This window comes from Streptomyces sp. BL1 (assembly GCF_057628045.1).
This window is the reverse complement of the sequence record NZ_JBXYWZ010000002.1, coordinates 2,324,026-2,345,361: the sequence shown is the minus strand read 5'-3', so window position 1 is coordinate 2,345,361 and position 21,336 is coordinate 2,324,026. Positions and strand designations below refer to the sequence as shown.

General features: G+C 70.4%; 21 protein-coding genes. 18 read left to right on the top strand and 3 right to left on the bottom strand.

Annotated elements, in window-relative coordinates:
• The first annotated feature begins 201 nt into the window (after positions 1 to 201).
• A complete protein-coding gene (locus tag AC3AGO_RS10385) occupies positions 202 to 501 on the top strand; it encodes a DUF4193 domain-containing protein (RefSeq protein ID WP_487819866.1) in 300 nt (99 codons plus the stop codon).
• A 13-nt stretch (positions 502 to 514) separates the two neighbouring features.
• Entirely contained in the window at positions 515 to 1,357 is an 843-nt protein-coding gene (locus AC3AGO_RS10380; protein ID WP_487819865.1) for a hypothetical protein, read from the top strand.
• A 13-nt stretch (positions 1,358 to 1,370) separates the two neighbouring features.
• On the opposite strand, the gene AC3AGO_RS10375 is transcribed toward AC3AGO_RS10380, so the two are convergent.
• The gene (locus AC3AGO_RS10375; protein ID WP_487819864.1) at positions 1,371 to 1,826 is read right to left on the bottom strand and encodes a DUF3093 domain-containing protein; all 456 of its coding nucleotides are present in this window, start codon (positions 1,824 to 1,826) and stop codon (positions 1,371 to 1,373) included.
• A gap of 58 nt (positions 1,827 to 1,884) precedes the next feature.
• On the opposite strand from AC3AGO_RS10375, the gene AC3AGO_RS10370 reads away from it, so the two are divergent.
• The 11 genes from AC3AGO_RS10370 to AC3AGO_RS10320 all read left to right on the top strand — a co-directional run bounded on the left by AC3AGO_RS10370 (position 1,885) and on the right by AC3AGO_RS10320 (position 13,188).
• Entirely contained in the window at positions 1,885 to 2,478 is a 594-nt protein-coding gene (locus AC3AGO_RS10370) for a PaaI family thioesterase (protein ID WP_487819863.1), read from the top strand.
• Positions 2,475 to 3,008 carry a dUTP diphosphatase gene (gene dut / locus AC3AGO_RS10365; RefSeq protein ID WP_487819862.1) on the top strand — a complete coding sequence of 178 codons (534 nt, stop codon included), beginning with the start codon at positions 2,475 to 2,477 and terminating at the stop codon, positions 3,006 to 3,008. The genes AC3AGO_RS10370 and dut overlap by 4 nt, the downstream gene beginning before the upstream one ends.
• A gap of 1 nt (position 3,009) precedes the next feature.
• Positions 3,010 to 3,789 (top strand): DUF3710 domain-containing protein, encoded by a 780-nt coding sequence (locus AC3AGO_RS10360; protein ID WP_487819861.1) that lies wholly within the window; start codon positions 3,010 to 3,012, stop codon positions 3,787 to 3,789.
• 335 nt (positions 3,790 to 4,124) lie between these two features.
• Positions 4,125 to 4,214, top strand: a complete 90-nt coding sequence (kdpF, locus tag AC3AGO_RS10355) for a K(+)-transporting ATPase subunit F (protein WP_487819860.1) — start codon at positions 4,125 to 4,127, stop codon at positions 4,212 to 4,214.
• A 9-nt stretch (positions 4,215 to 4,223) separates the two neighbouring features.
• Positions 4,224 to 5,885: a potassium-transporting ATPase subunit KdpA gene (gene kdpA / locus AC3AGO_RS10350; protein WP_487819859.1), complete on the top strand. Its 1,662-nt coding sequence runs from the start codon at positions 4,224 to 4,226 to the stop codon at positions 5,883 to 5,885.
• A complete protein-coding gene (kdpB, locus tag AC3AGO_RS10345; protein WP_487819858.1) occupies positions 5,885 to 7,993 on the top strand; it encodes a potassium-transporting ATPase subunit KdpB in 2,109 nt (702 codons plus the stop codon). The genes kdpA and kdpB overlap by 1 nt, the downstream gene beginning before the upstream one ends.
• A 3-nt stretch (positions 7,994 to 7,996) precedes the next feature.
• Positions 7,997 to 8,611, top strand: coding sequence for a potassium-transporting ATPase subunit KdpC (gene kdpC / locus AC3AGO_RS10340; RefSeq protein ID WP_487819857.1), 615 nt, complete (start codon positions 7,997 to 7,999; stop codon positions 8,609 to 8,611).
• A 131-nt stretch (positions 8,612 to 8,742) separates the two neighbouring features.
• Positions 8,743 to 11,343, top strand: coding sequence for a DUF4118 domain-containing protein (locus AC3AGO_RS10335; RefSeq protein ID WP_487819856.1), 2,601 nt, complete (start codon positions 8,743 to 8,745; stop codon positions 11,341 to 11,343).
• Positions 11,318 to 12,004 (top strand): response regulator, encoded by a 687-nt coding sequence (locus tag AC3AGO_RS10330; protein WP_487819855.1) that lies wholly within the window; start codon positions 11,318 to 11,320, stop codon positions 12,002 to 12,004. Before AC3AGO_RS10335 ends, AC3AGO_RS10330 begins: the two co-directional genes overlap by 26 nt.
• Before the next feature lie 41 nt (positions 12,005 to 12,045).
• Entirely contained in the window at positions 12,046 to 12,453 is a 408-nt protein-coding gene (locus tag AC3AGO_RS10325; protein WP_487819854.1) for an OB-fold nucleic acid binding domain-containing protein, read from the top strand.
• Between the two features lie 3 nt (positions 12,454 to 12,456).
• A complete protein-coding gene (locus AC3AGO_RS10320; protein WP_487819853.1) occupies positions 12,457 to 13,188 on the top strand; it encodes a DUF3159 domain-containing protein in 732 nt (243 codons plus the stop codon).
• Positions 13,189 to 13,401: 213 nt separating this feature from the next.
• Here the strand turns inward: AC3AGO_RS10320 and AC3AGO_RS10315 are convergent, their stop codons facing one another.
• Both AC3AGO_RS10315 and AC3AGO_RS10310 read right to left on the bottom strand, forming a co-directional pair.
• Entirely contained in the window at positions 13,402 to 14,064 is a 663-nt protein-coding gene (locus tag AC3AGO_RS10315) for a potassium channel family protein (RefSeq protein ID WP_345746079.1), read from the bottom strand.
• Positions 14,061 to 14,732, bottom strand: a complete 672-nt coding sequence (locus AC3AGO_RS10310; RefSeq protein ID WP_487819852.1) for a potassium channel family protein — start codon at positions 14,730 to 14,732, stop codon at positions 14,061 to 14,063. Before AC3AGO_RS10310 ends, AC3AGO_RS10315 begins: the two co-directional genes overlap by 4 nt.
• Before the next feature lie 69 nt (positions 14,733 to 14,801).
• Here AC3AGO_RS10310 and AC3AGO_RS10305 point away from each other — a divergent pair, with 69 nt between their 5' ends.
• From AC3AGO_RS10305 to AC3AGO_RS10285, 5 genes are all read left to right on the top strand, one after another.
• Complete coding sequence (locus AC3AGO_RS10305) at positions 14,802 to 16,880, top strand: APC family permease (protein ID WP_487819851.1); 2,079 nt, start codon at positions 14,802 to 14,804, stop codon at positions 16,878 to 16,880.
• A gap of 102 nt (positions 16,881 to 16,982) precedes the next feature.
• Positions 16,983 to 18,332 (top strand): class I SAM-dependent RNA methyltransferase, encoded by a 1,350-nt coding sequence (locus AC3AGO_RS10300; protein WP_487819850.1) that lies wholly within the window; start codon positions 16,983 to 16,985, stop codon positions 18,330 to 18,332.
• Between the two features lie 94 nt (positions 18,333 to 18,426).
• Positions 18,427 to 18,705 carry a hypothetical protein gene (locus AC3AGO_RS10295; RefSeq protein WP_487824604.1) on the top strand — a complete coding sequence of 93 codons (279 nt, stop codon included), beginning with the start codon at positions 18,427 to 18,429 and terminating at the stop codon, positions 18,703 to 18,705.
• The gene (locus AC3AGO_RS10290) at positions 18,702 to 19,100 is read left to right on the top strand and encodes a PIN domain-containing protein (RefSeq protein ID WP_487819849.1); all 399 of its coding nucleotides are present in this window, start codon (positions 18,702 to 18,704) and stop codon (positions 19,098 to 19,100) included. Before AC3AGO_RS10295 ends, AC3AGO_RS10290 begins: the two co-directional genes overlap by 4 nt.
• Before the next feature lie 235 nt (positions 19,101 to 19,335).
• The gene (locus AC3AGO_RS10285) at positions 19,336 to 21,267 is read left to right on the top strand and encodes a DNA/RNA helicase domain-containing protein (RefSeq protein ID WP_487819848.1); all 1,932 of its coding nucleotides are present in this window, start codon (positions 19,336 to 19,338) and stop codon (positions 21,265 to 21,267) included.
• Positions 21,268 to 21,336: the final 69 nt, after the last annotated feature.

Genomic DNA, 21,336 nt, shown 5'->3' with positions numbered 1-21,336 from the left:
GCGTGCGCGGAGCGCGATCGGCGGGGTTTATAGTCCTCCTCGGCACCGGCCGTGATCACCTCTTCAGGGGCGCGGTTGGGTGTCGATTGAGTAACAGACCTTGATGTGAGGCAAAATCTCCGCCTCAGGTCGGGCACAAGTCCGGCCTCTCACGCGTTACGTGCGCTGAGACACCGATGACACCCAGAGGGGGAGAGCGAAATGGCAACGGATTACGACACCCCACGCAAGACCGATGAAGATGCCAACGAAGACAGCATCGAAGAGCTGAAGGCCCGGCGGAACGACAAGTCCGCTTCCAATGTCGACGTGGACGAGTTCGAGCAGGCCGAAGGTCTCGAACTGCCGGGTGCGGACCTCTCCAACGAGGAGCTGTCCGTCCGGGTGCTGCCGCGTCAGCAGGACGAGTTCACCTGCATGAGCTGCTTCCTGGTGCACCACCGCTCGCAGCTCGCCGACGAGAAGAACGGTCAGCCGATCTGCCGCGACTGCGCGGCCTGATCAGGGACCGGCTGTGGCAGCCGAGGACGCACGTGACGCGGAGCGGGGCGAGCACGACCGGCCTGCCCCGCTCGCTCCGGCTCCCGCCGCGGATGCGGCGCGCGGTCGCGGCTTGTCGCGACTGCGCGGGCGCCGCGGCGGCAGAGCCGGCACCGCGCCGGACTCCGGTCCGGAGGGCGCTCCGGAGCGCGCCTCGGGGGAGGACGACAGCGGCCACAGGAGCGGCAGAGTCCGCGCCTTCGCCGGCGCTGTCGCGGACCGCGTCATGGACACCGCGCCCCGGCTCCCGGTGCGGGACCTGGAGACGCTGCGCCGCCAGTTCCCCGGGCTGGGGCCCGAGGAGATCGCCGACAAGCTGATCGCCGGTGCTTCGCACGGCTCGGCGACCGTCGGCGCCGGCATCGGCGCCGCCGCGATGATGCCCGTGCCGCCGGCGCTGCCCGCCGAACTGGCCACGGAGATCATCGGCGTCGCCCTGGTCGAGGTGAAGCTGATCGCCGAGCTGCACGAGGTGTACGGGCGCAGGCCGGACGGAAACGTCCAGCAGCGCGCGACGGCCTATCTCTCGTCCTGGACCTCGGAACGGGACATCGACCTGGCCAGACCGATGACGCTGAACGCGGCGCTCGGCGGCCAGATGAAGCGCGAACTGCGCCAGCAGATCATGAAGCGGATGTTCCGCACCCTGCCGAACCTCACGCCGTTCATGGTGGGCGCGGCCGTGGGCGCCGTGATGAACCGGCGCGAGACGAAGAAGGTCGCGGACCACGTCCGCAGAGGGCTGCGCGACCGTGCGGTGCCGTGGGAGGCGCTGCCGCCGGGCCCCGGAGCGGCCGGCCCCGGCGCGGCTTCCTGACCGCCCGCGCCGATTACTCGCGCGCCGCGTCCAGTGCGGCGATCAGCCGCTCGGGATCACGGGTGGAGACGTAGACGTACGGAGTCGGGTCCGAGGGGTCGCTGATCTCGACGCGGACGGCCGTCGGCACGTACGCGCGCAGCACCATGTGCGCCCGCGGGTCCGCCTTGAACGAGCGCCAGGCGCGCGCCTCTTCGGCGTCCAGCGCGTGTGCCTCGCCCAGCGCCCGTACGGGGATCCGCGCGTCGCCCGCGACGAGCGAACCGGCCACGACCCGCACCCGCAGCGCCCCGTACGTGCTCACCAGGACGGCCGCCAGCGCCGCGCCGCCGACCAGCCCGGCCAGCGCGGGCAGCGGGCCCAGCGGCAGCAGCATGAGCGCGCCCGCGACCCCCACCAGGGCCGAGATGAGCCACCAGGAACGGGGGGCGGTGAGGCGTTCGTCGTACGGACGGACCGGAGGAACCATGCGTCCAAGCTTGGCACGCCGCACTCGCGTGCCGCGCACGGCGGTAGGGTCTGCACACGTGAGTGCTGCCGAACCAACCAAGACCCCCCTGGCGCCGCCCGAGGACGCCGTCGCGCCGGTGCGGCACCCCGACGCGCCCGCTCCCGGAGAGCTGCTCGGCGCGCATTACGAGCAGTGTTTCGGCTGCGGCGGCGGACAGCCGCACGGGCTGCACCTGCAGGCGCGCGCGGGCGAAGGCGTGGACGTCACAGCCGAGTTCACCGTGCAGCCCGAGCACCAGGGCGCACCGGGCCTCGCACACGGCGGGGTGCTGGCCACCGCGCTCGACGAGACGCTCGGCTCGCTGGGCTGGCTGATGCAGGTGATCGCGGTGACGGGCCGGCTGGAGACCGACTTCGTACGGCCGGTGCCCGTCGGCACGGTGCTGCATCTCGACGCGGCCGTGACCGGTGTGCGCGGGCGGAAGATCTTCTGCTCCGCGACCGGCCGGACCGGCGGCCCCGACGGGCCCGTCGCGGTCCGCGCGGACGCCGTGTTCATCGAGGTCAAGGTCGAACACTTCATCAACAACGGACGCGGCGAGGAGATCCAGGCCGCCATGGACGACCCGGACCAGGTGCGCCGGGCCCGTGCCTTCGAGGTGAACCCGTGAGCGTGCAGCCCCTCGACGTCCAGTTGGTCCGCCTCGACCCCGAGGTGCCGGTCCCGGCGTACGCGCGCCCCGGCGACGCCGGCTGCGATCTCGTCACGACGGAGGCGGCCGAACTCGCCCCCGGGGAACGGACCGTGCTCCCCACCGGGATCTCGGTCGCGCTGCCGGACGGGTACGCGGCATTCGTACACCCGCGCTCCGGGCTGGCCGCCCGCTGTGGCGTCGCTCTGCCGAATGCCCCCGGGACGGTCGATGCCGGGTACCGTGGGGAAATCAAGGTGATCGTGGCCAATCTGGACCCGCGTGAGTCCGTGCGGTTCGAGCGGTTCGACCGCATCGCCCAGCTCGTCGTCCAGCGAGTGGAGCAGGTGCGCTTCCACGAGGTGGCACAGCTGCCCGACTCCGTGCGGGCCGCGGGGGGATTCGGGTCCACGGGCGGCCACGCCGGGGCCGCCGCACCGCACGCACAGCAGAATCATTACGTTCCGGTCGGAGCCGACGACCGGCATGCCGACCCGAGAGGACAGTGACGTGTTCGGACGTCGTCGCAAGAAGAGCGAAGAGCCTGAGACGGGCGCCTCGGACGAGTTCGAGACGGAACAGGCCGCAGCCGAGGGCGAGCCCGCAGGCGCGACCGAGGCCGAGGCGGCGCGAGTGAAGCTGCCGCCGGCGCCCCGCCCCGACGGCCCCTGGGACGTCACCGAGGTGTCCGACCCGAGCGAGGGCCGCGTCAACCTCGGCGGGATGTACGTCCCCGGAGTCGAGGGCATGGAGCTGCGGGTCGAGGTCGCGGGCGACGCGATCGTCGCGGCCACGATCGTGCTCCAGGACAGTGCCGTACAGCTGCAGGCGTTCGCCGCGCCGCGGCGCGAGGGCATCTGGGACGAGGTGCGCGAGGAGATCGCCTCCGGCATCACCCAGCAGGGCGGCGTGATCGACGAGACCGAGGGCCCCTTCGGCTGGGAGCTGCGGGCGCAGGTGCCCGTGCAGCTGCCGGACGGGACCAATGGCGTACAGGTCGTGCGCTTCATCGGCATCGACGGTCCGCGCTGGTTCCTGCGCGGTGTCATCTCCGGCCAGGGCGCCGTCGAGCCGGAGAAGGCAGGGCTGCTGGAGCAGATCTTCCTGGACACCGTCGTGGTGCGCGGGGACTCGCCGATGGCGCCGCGCGACCCGATCGTCCTGAAGCTGCCGGACGACGCGCAGATGGTGCCCGACGGTGTCCAGCAGGAGACCGTCGAGGAGGGCTCCCGCTTTGCGGGCGGCCTGGACAAGCTGCAGCGCGGCCCGGAGATCACCGAGGTGCGCTGACGCTGCGCTGAGCCCACCGCTTGAAGGAGCGGCCGTGCCGGAGGAAACCCTCCGGCACGGCCGCTCTTCTGTGTGCGGGGCAGGCCGTGTGTGCGGGGCGGGCACTGCGGGTGGCTGCGCGCCCCGCACCCGTATGAGCTGCGTCAAGGGCGGCGGGGGCGACGTATGGAGGGCGTCAACGGCGGTCGCGTGCGCCGGGAACAGAGGTTCGCTGGTCCGGTCAGAGATTCCGGACGACACCTCTAGGAGCAGTTGATGGCCGATCTGGCCTTCGTCGTCGTCACGTTCGCGGTCTTCGCGTGCGTGGCGCTCGTCGCCAAGGGAGTGGACAGGCTGTGAGCGCCGAGAACATCGTCGGCCTCGTGGTGGCCTTCCTGCTGCTGGGCTATCTCGCCCTCGCCCTGATCTTCCCGGAGAGGTTCTGAGCGCCCGCCATGAGTTCCGTCACCGCTGATGTGCTCCAGGTGTCCGCGCTCATCGCGGTACTCGTCCTGGTGCACCGCCCGTTCGGCGACTACATGGCCGCCGTCTACAGCTCCCGCCGGCACCTGCGTGCCGAACGGTGGATCTACCGCTGCGTCGGCGTCGACCCGGACGCCGAGATGCGCTGGACCGCCTATCTGCGCGGCGTGCTGGCCTTCTCCGCGGCCGGCGTGCTGTTCCTCTACGCGCTGCAGCGGCTGCAGGACAAGCTGCCGCTGTCGCTCGGCTTCCGGGCCATCTCGCCGGACCAGGCGTTCAACACGGCCGCCTCGTTCGTCTCCAACACCAACTGGCAGTCGTACGCGGGCGAATCGGCCATGGGCCACCTCGTCCAGACCGGCGGGCTCGCCGTCCAGAACTTCGTGTCGGCCGCCGTCGGCATGGCTGTCGCCATCGCCCTCGTACGGGGCTTCGCCCGCTCCCGCACTCCCGGACTGGGCAATTTCTGGGCGGACTTGGTGCGCGGCACTGTCCGCATCCTGATCCCGGTCGCCGTCGTCGCGGCGGTCGTCCTGGTGGCCACCGGCGCCATCCAGAACTTCGCCGCGCCGCACGAGGTGCACACCCTCTCCGGGGGCACCCAGCACCTCTCCGGCGGGGCCGCCGCGTCCCAGGAGGCCATCAAGGACCTGGGCACCAACGGCGGCGGCTTCTTCAACGCCAACTCCGCGCACCCGTACTCGAATCCGAACGGGATCTCCAACATCCTGGAGATCCTGCTGATCCTGGTGATCCCGTTCTCCCTGCCGCGTACGTTCGGCAAGCTCGTCGGCAGCGTGAAGCAGGGCTACGCGATCGTCGCGGCCATGGGCCTGATCTGGCTCGCGGGTGTCGTCGCCGTCACCGTCTCGGAGTACGCCCACCCGGGCACCGCCGCGCAGTTGGCCGGCGGGGCGATGGAGGGCAAGGAACAGCGCTTCGGCGAGGGCGGTTCCTCGCTGTTCGCGGTCTCCACGACCATGACGTCGACCGGCGCGGTCAACTCCTTCCACGACTCGTTCACCGCCTTCGGCGGCGGGGTGACGCTGCTCGGCATGATGCTGGGCGAGATCGCGCCCGGCGGGGTCGGCTCCGGGCTGTACGGGATGCTGATCATGGCGGTGATCGCGGTCTTCATCGCGGGCCTGATGGTCGGCAGGACACCCGAATACCTGGGCAAGAAGATAGGCACCCGCGAGATCAAGTTCGCGGCCTGCTATCTCCTCGTGACGCCCGCGCTCGCGCTCGGCGGCACCGCGCTGGCCATGGCCCTGCCGGACGGCAAGGAAGCCATGACCAACATCGGGGCGCACGGCTTCAGCGAGGTGCTCTACGCGTACACCTCGGGCTCCAACAACAACGGCAGCGCCTTCGCCGGCTTCGGCGCGGACACGCCCTTCTTCAACACCACCATCGGGCTGTGCATGCTGCTGGGCCGCTTCCTGCCGATGGTGTTCGTGCTCGCGCTGGCCGGCTCGCTGGCCCGGCAGGCGCCCGTACCCGTCACCGCGGGCACGCTGCGCACCGAAAAGCCCCTGTTCACCGGGTTGTTGGTCGGCGCCGTGCTGATCATCACCGGTCTCACCTTCTTCCCGGCCCTCGCGCTCGGGCCGCTCGCGGAAGGACTCTCCTGATGAGCACCACCACCCCCGTACGGCCCGCCGAGGAGGCCGGGCCGCCCGCGCGCGGCGCGGGGCACACGCCCGGAACCCCCGTCGGCGGCGGGCTGTTCGACCCGCGGCAGCTGTGGGCCTCGCTGCCCGGCGCGTTCCGGAAGCTCGACCCGCGGACCATGGTGAAGTCCCCGGTCATGTTCGTGGTCGAGGTCGGTTCGGTGGGCACCACCGTGCTGGCGGTCTCCGACCCGGGTGACTGGTTCGGCTGGGTCATCACGGTCTGGCTGTGGCTGACCGTACTGTTCGCCAACCTCGCCGAGGCGGTGGCCGAGGGCCGCGGCAAGGCGCAGGCCGACACCCTCCGCAGGGCGAAGACGGACGCCGTGGCACGGCGTCTGTCGCACGGCGCCGAACAGGCGGTGCCCGGCACCGAGTTGCGGCCCGGCGACCTCGTGGTGTGCGAGGCGGGCGACGTCATCCCCGGGGACGGCGACGTCGTCGAGGGCGTCGCGTCCGTCGATGAGTCCGCGATCACCGGTGAATCAGCGCCCGTCATCCGGGAGTCGGGCGGCGACCGTTCCGCGGTGACCGGCGGCACGAAGGTGCTGTCGGACCGGATAGTCGTCCGTATCACCACCGAGCCGGGGGAGACCTTCATCGACCGCATGATCGGTCTGGTGGAGGGCGCCGCGCGGCAGAAGACGCCGAACGAGATCGCGCTGAACATCCTGCTGGCCTCGCTGACCGTCATCTTCCTGCTGGCCGTCGTGACCCTCCAGCCGTTCGCCGTCTACGCGGGCGCCGAACAGTCGTTGACCGTGCTGTGCGCGCTGCTCGTCTGCCTCATCCCGACGACGATCGGCGCACTGCTCTCGGCCATCGGCATAGCCGGAATGGACCGGCTCGTCCAGCGCAATGTGCTGGCCACCTCGGGGCGCGCCGTCGAGGCCGCCGGCGACGTGTCCACGCTGCTGCTCGACAAGACCGGCACCATCACGCTCGGCAACCGGCAGGCCGCCGAGTTCGTCCCCGTACGGGGCACCACCGCGGCCGAGGTCGCGGACGCGGCGCAGCTGTCGTCGCTGGCGGACGAGACTCCGGAGGGCCGCTCCGTCGTCGTCCTGGCGAAGGAGGAGTACGGGCTGCGGGAGCGGCACCGGGGAGAGCTCGATCACGCGGAGTGGGTGCCGTTCACGGCGCAGACCCGGATGTCCGGGGTGGACGCGGACGGGGTCAAGGTCCGCAAGGGCGCGGCGGGTTCGGTGACCGCCTGGGTACGGGAGCGGGGCGGCAGCGTGGCCGAGGACGCCGGTCAGCTGGCCGGCGAGATCTCCGAAGCCGGCGGTACACCGCTGCTCGTGGCCACGGAGGACGGCGCGGGCGCCAGGGTGCTCGGCGTGGTCCACCTCAAGGACGTGGTCAAGGACGGCATGCGGGAACGCTTCGCCGAACTCCGCCGCATGGGCATCAGGACCATCATGATCACGGGCGACAACCCGCTGACGGCGAAGGCCATCGCGGACGAGGCCGGCGTCGACGACTTCCTCGCCGAGGCCACACCCGAGGACAAGATGGCACTCATCCGGCGCGAGCAGTCCGGCGGCCGGCTGGTGGCGATGACCGGCGACGGTACGAACGACGCCCCGGCGCTGGCCCAGGCGGACGTGGGCGTGGCCATGAACACCGGCACCTCGGCCGCCAAGGAGGCCGGGAACATGGTGGACCTGGACTCCGACCCGACCAAGCTGATCGAGATCGTCGGGATCGGCAAGCAACTGCTCATCACCCGCGGCGCGTTGACGACCTTCTCGATCGCCAACGACGTGGCCAAGTACTTCGCCGTCATCCCCGCGATGTTCGCGGTCGCCTATCCCGGCCTGGACAAGCTGAACATCATGCAGCTCGCGTCCCCGGAGTCGGCGATCCTGTCCGCCGTCATCTTCAACGCGCTGATCATCGTGGCGCTCGTGCCGCTCTCCCTGAAGGGCGTGCGCTACCGCGCCGAGAGCGCGGACCGGCTGCTGCGGCGCAACCTCACCCGGTACGGACTGGGCGGCCTCGTCGCCCCGTTCCTCGGCATCAAACTCATCGACCTGCTCATCACTCTGATCCCCGGGGTGGGCTGAATAGTGAACACCTCCGTACGCAGCACGGCACGGCTCGGCTGGGCGGCGCTCCGCGCCCTGCTGGTGCTGACCCTCGTCACCGGCGTGCTCTACCCGCTCGCCGTGACCGGCATCGCGCAGGCCGCCTTCCACGACAAGGCCAACGGCTCGGTCGTACGGGCCGGCGGCAAGGACGTCGGCTCCACCCTGATCGGCCAGTCCTGGAACAAGGGCGGCAAGGACGGGAAGCCCGACCCGAAGTGGTTCCAGGGCCGCCCCTCGAACAGCGGCTACGACCCGCGGGCCACCGGTTCCGGCCAGCTGGGCGCGAGCGATCCGACGCTTGTCAAGACGGTCCGCGCCGCGAAGAAACAGGTCGCCCGCTTCAACGGGGTACCGGAGTCCGAGGTGCCCAAGGACGCGGTCACCGGCAGCAGTTCGGCGATCGACCCGCACATCTCCCCGGCGTACGCGCAGCTCCAGGCCGGCCGTGTGGCCCGCGCCAACGGGCTCTCCGCGGCGGCCGTCCACCGGCTCGTGGACCGGCACACCGAGGGCCGCACCGCCGGCTTCCTCGGCGAGCCGCACGTCAACGTGCTGGAGCTGAACCTCGCGGTACGGGGCCTCGCCGGCAAGTGAGACCGCACAGCCGGCGCGGTGCCCCGTACGGGCTGCCCGCAGGGGTACCGCGCCGGAGTCCATACGCAACCCTGACGCCCGGATGCCCCCTCGGCGGCGGAACGGCCGATTCCAGCGGTGAGAATGAAGGCATGGCGTCAGCACGGCACACGCGGCGGGGCACGCTGCGGATCTATCTGGGGGCCGCCCCCGGCGTGGGCAAGACCTACGCGATGCTCTCCGAGGCGCACCGGCGCCTCGAGCGCGGCACGGACGTCGTGGTCGGCTTCGTCGAGCACCACGACAGGCCGCGCACCGAGGTGCTGCTGCACGGCCTGGAGCAGCTGCCCCGGTGTACGTACGAGCACCGTGGCGCGGCCTTCACGGAGCTGGACACCGGGGCCGTCCTGGAGCGCCGTCCCGCCGTCGCCGTCATCGACGAGATGGCGCACACCAACGCGCCGGGCGCCCGGAACGAGAAGCGCTGGCAGGACATCGAGGAGCTGCTCGCCGCCGGCATCGACGTGGTGACGACGGTCAACATCCAGCACCTGGAGTCGCTGGGCGACGTCGTCGAGTCCATCACCGGCGTACGGCAGCGCGAGACCGTCCCCGACGAGGTGGTGCGCCGCGCGAGCCAGCTCGAACTCGTCGACATGGCGCCCGAGGCGCTGCGCCGCCGCATGGCACACGGCAACATCTACGCGCCCGACAAGATCGACGCCGCGCTGTCCAACTACTTCCGCCCCGGCAACCTCACCGCGCTCCGCGAACTCGCCCTGCTGTGGACGGCAGACCGGGTCGACGAATACCTCCAGCAGTACCGCTCGGAACACCGGATACGCAGCACCTGGCAGGCCAGGGAGCGCATCGTCGTCGGCCTCACCGGCGGCCCCGAGGGGCGCACCCTCATACGCCGGGCCGCGCGGATGGCGGCGAAGGGCTCCGGCAGCGAGATCCTCGCCGTCCACATCGCCCGCTCCGACGGCCTCACCCCCGCCTCCCCGAAGGAACTCGCCGTCCAGCGCAGCCTGGTGGAGGACCTGGGCGGCACGTACCACCACGTCATCGGCGACGACGCTCCCGACTCGCTGCTGGACTTCGCCCGCGGCGTCAACGCCACACAGATCGTGCTCGGTTCGTCCCGGCGCCGGGCCTGGCAGTACATCTTCGGCCCCGGCGTCGGCGCCTCCGTCGCCCGCGACTCCGGACCCGACCTGGACGTGCACATCGTCACGCACGACGAGGTCGCCAAGGGCCGCGGGCTGCCCGTGGCGCGCGGCGCCCGGCTCGGCAGGGCCCGGCTCGCCGGCGGCTGGCTCACCGCGCTGGGCGCGCCCCTGCTGCTGACGCTGCTGATGGCCGAGTTCGACCCGCACATCGGCTTCGCCAACGAAGTGCTGCTCTTCCTCGTGCTCACCGTCGCCGCCGGCATGGCGGGCGGCCTGCTGCCCGCGCTGGCCTCGGCAGCGCTCTGCTCGGGGCTGCTGAACTACTTCTTCACCCCGCCCACCCACACCTGGACGATCAGCGACGCGCGGAACATCGTCTCGCTCGCCGTCTTCTTCGGCGTCGCGTTCGCCGTCGCCTCCGTCGTCGACCTCGCGGCCCGCCGCACCCACCAGGCCGCCAGACTGCGCGCCGAGTCGGAGATCCTCTCCGTACTGGCGGGCAGCGTGCTGCGCGGCGAGGACTCCCTCGACGCGCTGCTGGAGCGGGTACGGGAGACCTTCGCGATGGACAGCGTCGCGCTGCTGGAGCGGGAGGACGAACACGGCGACTGGATCTGCGTCGGCAAGGTCGGCGAGCTCGCCGGCCGCACCCCCAGCCCCGACGACGGGGACGTCGACATGCCGGTCGGCCAGAACATGAACCTCGTGCTGTACGGGCGGGCACTGCCCGCCGAGGACCGCAGGGTGCTCGCCGCGTTCGCCGCGCAGGCCGCCGGCGTGCTCGACCGGCAGCGGCTGGAGGGCGAGGCCGAACAGGCCCGCGAACTCGCCGAGGGCAACCGCATCCGTACGGCGCTGCTGGCCGCCGTCTCGCACGACCTGCGCACCCCGCTCGCCGCCATCAAGGCCTCGGTCACCTCGCTCCGCTCCGACGACGTCTCCTGGACCCCGGAGGACGAGGCCGGCCTGCTGGAGGCCATCGAGGAGGGCGCCGACCGGCTCGACAACCTGGTGGGCAATCTGCTCGACATGTCCCGGCTGCAGACCGGCACCCTGGAGCCGCTGTTCCGCGAGGTCAGCCTGGAGGAAGTCGTGCCCAAGGCGCTGCGCGGCGTCCCCGCGGGCACCGTCCGGCTGGCGCTCGCCGAGGAGCTGCCGCTGGTCGCCGTGGACCCGGGCCTGCTGGAGCGTACGGTCGCCAACATCGTGGAGAACGCGGTCAAGTACAGCCCGCCCGACAAGAAGGTGCTGGTCCGGGCCAGCGCCCTCGCCGACCGTGTCGAACTGCGCGTCACCGACCGGGGCCCCGGCGTCCCCGACAGCAGCAAGGGCCGCATCTTCGAACCCTTCCAGCGCTACGGGGACGCTCCCGGCGGCTCCGGGGTGGGCCTCGGGCTCGCCGTGGCCCGCGGCTTCGCCGAGGCCATGGGCGGCGCGCTGGACGCCGAGGACACCCCCGGAGGCGGTATGACGATGGTGCTCACCCTGCGCGCCGCGCACGGCCGCGCCCCCGGCAGAAAGCACCGGGACGGAAAACAACCCGAGAGGACAGCCCATGCACCGGGTGCTCGTGGTCGATGACGAGCCACAGCTCGTACGGGCCCTTGTGATCAACCTGAAGGCGCGGAAGTACGAGGTGGACGCGGCCCCCGACGGCGCCACGGCGCTCCGCCTCGCCGCCGACCGGCACCCCGACGTCGTGATCCTCGACCTCGGGCTGCCCGACATGGACGGCGTCGACGTGATCCGCGGCATCCGCGGCTGGACCCGGATGCCCATCCTCGTCCTGTCCGCGCGGCAGACCTCCGACGAGAAGGTCGAGGCGCTGGACGCCGGTGCGGACGACTACGTCACCAAGCCCTTCGGCATGGACGAACTGCTCGCCCGGCTGCGCGCCGCCGTACGCCGCGCGGAGCCCGGCACCCCGCCCGCCGAGGACGCAGGAGTCGTCGAGACGGAGAGCTTCACCGTCGACCTCGCCGCCAAGAAAGTGCACCGCGAAGGCCGGGACATCCGGCTCACCCCCACCGAGTGGCACCTGCTGGAGGTGCTGGTCCGCAACCCCGGCCGGCTGGTCGGCCAGAAGCAGCTGCTGAAGGAGGTCTGGGGCCCGTCGTACGGCACCGAGACCAACTATCTGCGGGTCTACATGGCCCAGCTGCGCCGCAAACTGGAGACCGATCCCGCACACCCCCGGCACTTCGTCACCGAGCCCGGAATGGGGTACCGGTTCGAGCTGTAGACGGACGATCGCAGCGGCTGCGCACGGGTACGCTGGCGGTTATGACAGGTGCCATCCGAGCAGACACACAGACCTCCGGAGGGGGTCGCTTCCGGCGCTTCCTGGAGCGGCTGGGCTCCTCCGAGGAGGACCTGCGCTCCGAGGAACTGCGGCAGGACGCGGACAGTACGGGCTGTACCCGCATCTGTGACTGCAATGACCGGCAGATAGTCCGCGTCACCGGCACCCTGCGTACCGTCACCCTGCGGCCACGGGCCGGAGTGCCCACGCTGGAGGCCGAGTTGTTCGACGGCTCCGCCTCGCTGGACGTCGTCTGGCTGGGCCGCCGCGCCATCACGGGGATAGAACCGGGCAGGAAGCTGATCGCCTGGGGGCGGATCTCGACCAACCGCGGCCGCCCCGTCATGTTCAATCCGAAGTACGAGCTGCGACCCCTCGGACAGGAGTAGCGGGTGACCTCCCTCGACAAGCCCACCGCCGCCGCGCGCGAGGACCGTGCAGGCGACTCGAAGGACGTGACGGAGGCCGCCCTCTTCGACGCGTTCGGCGGCGTACGCGGCCTGGTGGAGACCACGGTTCCCGGCCTGGTCTTCATCACCATCTACACCGTCAACAAGGACATCAAGGCCGCCGCCATCACGGCGCTGGTGCTGGCCGCGCTGATGGGCGTGGCCCGCCTGGTGCGCCGGGACACCGTGAAGCACGCCTTCAGCGGCGTCTTCGGCGTCGCCTTCGGCGTGGTCTTCGCGATGATGACCGGCAACGCCAAGGACTTCTACCTCCCCGGCATGCTGTACACGCTGGGCCTCGCCCTGGCGTACGTCATCACCGCGGCGGCCGGAGTGCCGCTGCTCGGCCTGGTGCTGGGGCCGGTGTTCAAGGAGAACCTCTCCTGGCGCACCCGCAACCCGGGCCGCAAGAAGGCCTACACGAAGGCGAGTTACGCCTGGGGCGCGATCCTGCTGACCAAGTGCGCGATCCTCTTCCCGCTCTACTTCTGGGGCGACACCCAGCAGTTCGGCTGGGTCACGGTCGCCCTGAAGATCCCGCCGTTCCTGCTCGCGGTCTGGCTCACCTGGGTGTTCCTCGCGAAGGCCCCGGCGCCGATCAACGTCATCGCGGAGATGGAGGCGGAGGAGGAGCGCGAGAAGGCGGCCAAGGCCGCCGAGCAGACGCGCGACTGAGCCCTTACGGGCTCGGTTTCTTCTCCGCCGCAGCAGGGGGCACCTCCCGGCCGGAGGCTGGGGGAGGGCGACCACACGTCGAACGGGCCGGCGGTGACAACGCGGATTGCGCTGTCACCGCCGGCCCGTTTCGCTCAACTCACCCGCCGCTGCGGCGGAGTTGAGAGGGGCAAACCCCTCACGCGCGGCGGACTTGAAGGGGCGAGCGCCCCTTCACGCCCGTACCGACAGCAGCTCTTCGAGCTGCTCCTCGCGGGCCGGGGCCGCGACGAAGAGGAGCTCGTCGCCCGCCTCCAGCGCGTCGTCCGGGTCCGGCGTCAGGACCCGGTTGCCCCGGATGATGGTGACCAGCGTGGTGTCCTCCGGCCAGGTCACATCGCCGACCCGGGTGCCGGCCAGCGCCGACTCCGGGGGCAGCGTCAGCTCGACCAGGTTCGCGTCGCCCTGCGAGAAGCGCATCAGCCGGACCAGATCGCCGACGCTCACCGCCTCCTCGACCAGCGCCGACATCAGCCGCGGTGTCGACACGGCGACATCCACGCCCCAGGACTCGTTGAACAGCCATTCGTTCTTGGGGTTGTTGACCCGCGCGACCACACGCGGCACCCCGTACTCCGTCTTGCCGAGCAGCGAGACGACGAGGTTCACCTTGTCGTCGCCGGTCGCCGCGATCACGACGTTGCAGCGCTCCAGCGCCGCCTCGTCCAGCGAGGTGATCTCGCAGGCGTCGGCCAGCAGCCACTCCGCCTGCGGCACCCGTTCCACGGAGATCGCCGTCGGCGCCTTGTCGATCAGCAGGACCTCGTGCCCGTTCTCGAGCAGTTCGCCCGCGATCGAGCGGCCCACGGCGCCCGCACCCGCAATGGCAACCCTCATCGCTGCCGCTCCTCCTCGGGGCCCATGGCGAAGGCCGCCTCGACCTCACCGACCTGATCGCAGCGCATCATCACATGCACCAGGTCGTCCTCCTGCAGCACGGTCTGGGACGTCGGCAGCATCGCCTCACCGAGCCTGGTGAGAAACGCCACGCGCACCCCTGTCTCCTCCTGGAGCTTGCTGACGCGGTACCCCACCCAGGCGGGTGAGGCGTGCACCTCGGCCAGCTGCACTCCGCCGCTGGGGTCCCGCCACAGCGGCTCGGCGCCGGACGGCAGCAGCCGGCGCAGCATCTGATCGGCAGTCCAGCGCACCGTCGCCACCGTAGGAATGCCGAGACGCTGATAGACCTCGGCCCGGCGCGGGTCGTAGATACGTGCCGCCACGTGCTCGACACCGAACATCTCGCGGGCGACCCTGGCGGCAATGATGTTGGAATTGTCACCGCTGCTGACGGCAGCGAAGGCACCGGCATCCTCTATGCCGGCCTCCCTCAGGGTGTCCTGGTCGAAGCCGACGCCGGTGACCCGTCGTCCGCCGAAGGAAGAGCCCAACCGCCGGAACGCGGTGGGGTCCTGGTCGACTACAGCGACCGTATGGCCCTGTTGTTCCAGCGTTTGGGCGAGCTCGGCGCCGACCCGCCCGCAGCCCATGATCACAATGTGCACGCCCGTCCCTCTCGTCCCGTACAGCGGGCCGTCCAAGGATCGCACGACTGACCGCATACGATCCTCCTCGTGTCCAGGATGACCGACGTACCGAAACGACTCCTCCTCGGGAGGGCGCTCCGCAGCGACCGCCTGGGTGAGACCTTGCTGCCGAAGCGGGTTGCGCTGCCCGTGTTCGCCTCCGACCCGCTGTCGTCGGTGGCGTATGCCCCGGGCGAAGTGCTGCTCGTGCTGTCGGTCGCCGGGGTGTCGGCGTATCACTTCAGCCCGTGGATCGCCGTGGCGGTCGTGGTGCTGATGTTCACCGTCGTCGCCTCGTACCGGCAGAACGTGCGCGCCTATCCGTCCGGCGGCGGCGACTACGAGGTGGCCACCACCAACCTGGGCAGACGGTCCGGGCTGACCGTCGCCAGCGCGCTGCTCGTCGACTACGTGCTGACGGTGGCCGTGTCGGTCTCGTCCGGCGTGGAGAACCTGGGCTCGGCGGTCCCGTTCATCGTGGAGAACAAGACCGCCGTCGCGGTCGTCATGATCGTGCTGCTGACGCTGATGAACCTGCGCGGCGTCAAGGAGTCGGGGAAGCTCTTCGCCATCCCCACCTACTGTTTCGTCGTCGGCGTCGTCTGCCTCATCGCCTGGGGCGCCTTCCGCGGGCTCGTCCTCGGCGACGAGATGAAGGCGCCCACGGCGGACTTCCACATCGTCAGCGAGCACACGGGCGGACTGAGCGGGATCGCGCTCTGCTTCCTGCTGCTGCGCGCCTTCTCCTCCGGCTGTGCGGCGCTCACCGGTGTGGAGGCGATCAGCAACGGCGTACCGGCGTTCCGCAAGCCCAAGTCGAAGAACGCCGCGACCACGCTGGCCATGATGGGCATCATCGCCGTCACGATGTTCTGCGGCGTGATCGCGCTGGCGCTCAGCACCGGCGTGAAGATGGCCGAGCACCCGGCCAAGGACCTGATCGTCAACGGGCATCCGGTGGGCTCGGGTTACACCCAGAACCCGGTCATCTCCCAGGTCTCCGCAGCGGTGTTCGGTGACGGATCGTTCCCGTTCCTGTTCCTCGCCGCGGCGACCGCACTGGTGCTCTTCCTGGCCGCGAACACCGCGTACAACGGCTTCCCGCTGCTCGGTTCGATCCTCGCGCAGGACCGCTATCTGCCGCGGCAGCTGCACACCCGCGGCGACCGGCTCGCCTTCTCCAACGGCGTCGTGCTGCTGGCGGGGGCCGCCGCGATACTCGTGCTCGTCTACAACGCCGACTCGACCCGGCTGATCCAGCTGTACATCGTCGGCGTGTTCGTGTCCTTCACGATCAGCCAGACCGGCATGGTGCGGCACTGGAACCGGCATCTGGCCGGCGAGACCGACCCGGCCAGGCGCCGCCACATGATCCGCTCCCGCGCGATCAACACCTTCGGCGCCTTCTTCACCGGCCTGGTGCTCGTCGTCGTGCTGATCACCAAGTTCACGCACGGCGCGTGGGTTTCGCTCGTCGGCATGGCGCTGTTCTACGGCGTGATGACCGCGATCCGCCGGCACTACGACGGGGTGTCCGAGGAGCTCGCCTCCGAGGACCCGGACGAGAAGCACGTACGGCCCTCGCGGGTGCACTCCATCGTGCTCGTCTCCAAGATCCACAAGCCGACGCTGCGTGCCCTCGCGTACGCGCGGCTGATGCGCTCCGACAGCCTGGAGGCCGTCACCATCAGCGTGGACCCCGAGGAGACCGTGCAGCTGCGCAAGGAGTGGGACGAGCGGGGCATCGACGTACCGCTGAAGATCCTCGACTCGCCCTACCGGGAGATCACCCGGCCCGTCATCGACTACGTGAAGCGGCTCCGCAAGGAGAACCCGCGCGACGTCGTCAGCGTCTACATCCCGGAGTACGTCGTCGGCCGCTGGTACGAGCAGCTGCTGCACAACCAGAGCGCCCTGCGTCTCAAGGGCCGGCTGCTGTACACGCCCGGCGTCATGGTGACCTCCGTGCCCTGGCAGCTGGAGTCCTCCGAGGCCGCCAAGAAGCGGGCGCGGCGCGGCGCCGAATGGAGCCCGCCCGGCGCGGTCCGGCGCGGTCCCGCGGCCCGTCCCGGCGCCAAATCGGCCGCCGGACTGACGGCGGACAAGCACGAAGGCAACGGGCAGTAGCGCCGCGGCACTAGACTGGACGGCTGCGCCCCGGAACAGCCGCCCGTACCCGGCGGCCGCGTCCGCACCGCACGCCCCCCTACGTACTGGAGCCACCCCGCCATGCCCGACGTCACTGACGAATCCGCCGAATCCACCGCGCCCTCCCTCGTGGGGGAGGAGTACGAGGTGGAGATCGGCCCCGTCGCGCACGGCGGGCACTGCGTCGCCCGGACGGAAGGCGGCCGCGTGCTGTTCGTACGGCACACGCTGCCCGGCGAGCAGGCCGTCGTCCGGGTCACGGAGGGCCGGGAGGACTCCCGCTTCCTGCGTGCCGACGCCGTCGAGATCCTGCAGCCCGCGAAGGACCGGATCGAGGCGCCCTGCCCGTTCTCCGGACCCGGCAAGTGCGGCGGCTGCGACTGGCAGCACGTGAAGCCCGGCGGCCAGCGCCGCCTCAAGGCCGACGTGCTGACCGAACAGCTGGACCGGCTCGCGGGCCTCACCCCCGAGGACGTCGCCTGGGACGGCACGGTCGAGCCCGCGCCCGGCGACAAGCTGCCCGCCGGCGAGGTGCCCGCATGGCGCACCCGCGTGCAGTTCGCCGTCGACGCCGACGGGCGCGCCGGGCTGCGCAGGCACCGTTCGCACGAGATCGAGCCCGTCGACCACTGCCTCATCGCGGCGCCCGGCGTCGAGGAGCTCGGCATCGAGCAGCGCGAGTGGCCGCAGATCGAGTCGGTGGAGGCCACGGCCGCCACCGGTTCGCAGGACCGGCAGGTCGTGCTCACCCCCGCGCCGGGCGGACGGCTCCCCATCGTCGAACTGGACAAGCCCGTCTCGGTGCTCCGCATCGGCGAGCGCGACAAGGCCGTACACCGCGTGCACGGGCGGGACTTCGTCCGCGAGCGGGCCGACGGCCGCACCTGGCGGGTCGGCGCGGGCGGCTTCTGGCAGGTGCACCCGCAGGCCGCCGAGGTGCTCGTGGACGCCGTGATGCGCGGACTGACGCCCCGCAAGGGCGAGATGGCGCTCGACCTGTACTGCGGTGTCGGCCTGTTCGCCGGCGCGCTGGCCGACCGGATCGGTGACACGGGCGCCGTGCTCGGCATCGAGTCGTCCAAGCGAGCCGTCGAGGACGCCCGGCACAACCTCACCGACTTCGGCCGCGTCCGCATCGAGCAGGGCAAGGTCGAGACGGTGCTGCCGAAGACCGGCATCACCGAGGCCGACCTGGTCGTCCTGGACCCGCCCCGCGTCGGCGCCGGCAAGCGCACGGTCCGCCAGATCGCCGGCCTGGGCCCGCGCCGCGTGGCCTACGTGGCCTGCGACCCGGCAGCCCTCGCCCGCGACCTGAAGTACTTCCGCGAGGCCGGCTACAAGCCCCGTTTCCTCCGCGCCTTCGACCTCTTCCCCATGACCCACCACATGGAATGCGTGGCGATCCTGGAACCGGTGGCCAAGGGCGCCTGACCGGCGGATGGTGTTCGGGCGGCGCCCTCAGGCGCCGCTCTGCAACCGGGTAGAAGAATGCCATTTCAAATGCCAAAATTGGTCCATGGCTTCCATGGCTGATGACGCCGACTTCTTCCCGGGCGACGGCCCCAGTAGTGGCATCTCCGTCTCGCTGACCGCCGGAACGCTGCAGGCCATCCGCGAGCGGGTGGGCAAGCGCGGTGTCTCCGCATACCTGGAGCGGGCAGCGCAGCGCCAGATCGAGCGTGACAACCTGGACGAACTGATCACCGACTTCGATGACGTCCACGGTCCGGCCGATCCGGAGGCCGTGGCGGCCAAGCGAGCCAAGCTCACGGGGTCCCGGCCCGGCTCCGAGGCCGCCGCGTGAGCGGCGCCCTGATCCTGGACAGCGAAGGTTTGGCAAAGGCCGTTCAGCGGGACCGGGATGTCCACGAGTGGCTGACAGCCGCCCGCGAGGCGGACCTCCCCGTGACTACGTCGGCTGCGGTGCTGGTCGAGGTCATCCACCCGAGGATCAATGACGCCGCCCTGAAGTGGACCCTGTCCCGTCTGCGCGTGGAGCCAGTGACTCAGGCGATCGCCCAGTCTGCGGCAGTCCTACTCAGGGGAGCCGGTCTGCACGGCCACAAGTACGCCATCGACGCGATGCTGTGCGCGACGGCTTTGGCTCACCCGGGCCGGGTGACGATTCTGACCTCCGACGTGGAAGACATCGAGATGCTTGCTGCGGAGCATCCGCGAGTCGTGGCGGAGAAGGTCTGACGCGTCCGCCGGCCAGTGATTCTGCCGGGCTCCTTCGGTCGACGCCGCGTCAGAAGGGCGCAGCAGGACGCCAGCTGAAGGGAGCTTGAGGGCGGGCCGGTACAGCTCTCAGTACGCCAGGTACGCTCGGGCACATCGTCAACGCGGCCCGACGGGCTTCCGCTTCACTCCGGTGAAGTCTTGAAGGACATGCCCCCACCCGCACGAGTCATTTCGTGCTGTCTGGGGGAAGTCCTTGCTGTTCCGCGCGTCCGCGAAAACGGTCGCCGTCATGGCACTCGACGGATCGCTGTTCCTGCACCTCACCGACCAGTTCGTCCATATGCATGGCTACCGGCCCGGCGCCCCGGAGGCGCGTTCCTGGGAGCGCAGCATTCCCGTCCTGGCCGCTGTCCTCAACGACGCGGGTCTGGGCGACGTGGAGGTCATGCTGGAGTACGCGCTCCCGCTGAACAGCAAGCGTGCCGACGCTGTGCTCGCTGGAGTGCATCCGGTAACGGGGGAGCCGTCGTACGTCGTAGTGGAGCTGAAGCAGTGGAGCCAGGCCACTCCTGACGAGGACGATCCGGCCCTGTGTCGTGTCGACGCCTACGCACATCCTGTTCTCAACCCTGCGGAGCAGGTGCGCAGTTACTGCGAATACCTCGTCAACTTCAATGGCGCGGTGGCCGAGCACCCCGGCAGGGTCGGCGGGGTGGCTTTCCTCCACAACGCCACCGAGTTCGGAGTCGGTGGCCTGCGGGAGGCAGAGCTCGACGACCGTGGTCAGCTGTTCACGGGTGAGCGGCGCGGAGAGCTCGTCGATCACTTGCGGAGCAGGCTCAGCGACAAACATCCGGGCGCCCACGCCGCCGACGAACTCCAGGCGGGCAAAACCGCCCCGTCGAAGCAGTTGATGGCGGTTGCCGCCCAAGAAGTACGCGATCGCGAACAGTTCGTCCTCCTCGACGAACAACAGGTTGCGTACCGGCTGGTGCTGAACGCCGTGCGCAATGCACAGCGCTCGGACCACAAAGAGGTCCTGGTTGTCACCGGCGGACCCGGTACGGGTAAGAGCGTCATCGCGCTCTCCCTGCTCGGTGAGCTGTACCGGCAGGGCATTCCGGCCCTGCATGCCACGGGTTCCCAGTCGTTCACCACGACGATGCGGAAGGTCGCGGGGGCCCGTAAGCGAGAGGTACAGGGGCTGTTCAAGTACTTCAACAGCTTCATGACGACAGAGAAGAACAGCCTCGACGTACTGATCTGCGACGAAGCACACCGTGTCCGCGAGACCTCGGCCAACCGCTTCACGCCGGCAGCCCAGCGTAGCGGCAGGCGGCAGATGGACGAGCTCATCGACGTCGCCCGTGTCCCCGTCTTCCTCCTCGACGAGCACCAGGTGGTGCGCCCCGGCGAAATGGGCACTGTGGACGAAATCAAGGCGGTCGCGGCGGCCAGGGGCCTGAACTGCCGTGTCGTGCCGCTGGAGAGTCAGTTCCGGTGCGGCGGCAGCGACTCTTACCTTCGCTGGGTGGTCCGGTTGCTGGAGCTGGAGCCCGGCGGCCCGGTCGAGTGGGAGCCGGACGACCGCATGCGGCTGTTGGTCGCAGACAGTCCGCAGCAGATGGAAGCGTTTCTCGACGACCGTCGTGCCGAGAACTACAGCGCCCGCATGTCCGCCGGCTACTGCTGGCGTTGGTCTCCGGAGCCAAGGCCCGGCGATCCGCTCCCCGCCGACGTGGTCATCGGAGACTGGGCCCGTCCCTGGAACCTGCGAGGTGACCGCGCCGTGTCCGGTGCGCCCCCGTCCGCCCTCTGGGCCACCGACCCTGCGGGTTTCGGCCAGGTCGGCTGCGTCTATACCGCTCAGGGCTTCGAGTACGACTGGTCCGGCGTCATCATCGGACCCGATCTGGTCTGGCGCGGCGACCGTTGGGTTTCGGACCGTACGGCCTCGAAGGACCCGGTGTTCAAGAGATCCGCCCCGGACGCCGACGTGGACAGGCTCATCCGCAACACCTACAAGGTGCTGCTGACACGAGGCATGGTCGGTACGGTCGTGTATTCGACGGACATGGAAACACGGGAGAAGTTGCGGGAGTTGGTGGGCAACCGCGTGTCGGACGGGGCTGTTGGGCCGCCCAAGTCCGCGTCGCCCACGGCAGGATCCAGCCACGACACTTGATTCCGCAGACCACCGCAGTGCTGCCCTTTCACAGGTGGCAGCGGTGTCTTTAAGATCATCATCACCGGT